Source organism: Dryocola clanedunensis (assembly GCF_038405435.1).
In the GTDB taxonomy this organism is placed as follows: Bacteria; Pseudomonadota; Gammaproteobacteria; order Enterobacterales; family Enterobacteriaceae; genus Dryocola; species Dryocola clanedunensis_A.
Window position 1 is genome coordinate 1 of the sequence record NZ_JBBYHZ010000054.1, and the last position, 861, is coordinate 861.

Here is an 861-nt window from a genome sequence, read left to right on the forward strand (position 1 = left end):
GTTCGACGGCAAGGCTGCCAAAAAAGCGGGATAATTCCCTCCTGTATCCGTAACAACCCGGCTCACGCCGGCCGGAGTATCTGACCGATGGATGTGTTGCTCGCCAATCCGCGTGGTTTCTGTGCCGGTGTCGATCGTGCGATCGAGATCGTCAAGCGCGCGATCGAGACCCTGGGTGCGCCGATCTACGTGCGCCACGAGGTCGTGCACAACCGGTTCGTAGTCGATGACCTCAAGGCCCGCGGTGCAATTTTCATCGAGGAGCTCGACGAAGTGCCGGACGACAACACGGTGATCTTCAGTGCCCACGGCGTTTCCCAGGCCGTGCGCCAGGAAGCCGACCGACGTGGCCTGAAGGTGTTCGACGCGACCTGCCCGCTGGTCACCAAGGTGCACCTGGAAGTGGCCCGCCACTGTCGCGCCGGCCGCGACGTGGTGCTGATCGGCCACGCCGGGCACCCGGAAGTGGAAGGCACGATGGGGCAGTGGAGCCGCGAGCGCGGCACCGGCCAGATCTACCTGGTGGAAGACGTGGAGGACGTCGCCACGCTGGTCATCGACCAGCCGGAGAACTTCGCCTACACCACCCAGACCACGCTGTCGGTGGATGACACGCGCAGCATCATCGACGCCCTGCGCACCCGCTTCCCGGCGATGCAGGGCCCGAAGAACGACGACATCTGCTACGCCACGCAGAACCGCCAGGACGCCGTGCGCGACCTGGCCAAGCGTTGCGACCTGGTGCTGGTGGTCGGCTCGCCGAACAGCTCCAACTCCAACCGCCTGAGTGAACTGGCGCGCCGTGATGGCGTGGAGTCCTACCTGATCGACGGTGCCGACGAGATCGATCCGGCGTGGGTC

Annotated in this window: 1 protein-coding gene; it reads left to right on the forward strand. The window is 65.3% G+C overall.

What is annotated here, in order from left to right; all coding sequences use genetic code 11:
• Positions 1-87 precede the first annotated feature (87 nt).
• Positions 88-861, forward strand: a 774-nt coding sequence (gene ispH, locus AAE045_RS23310) for a 4-hydroxy-3-methylbut-2-enyl diphosphate reductase (protein ID WP_455549693.1), incomplete at its 3' end; no start/stop codon positions are given.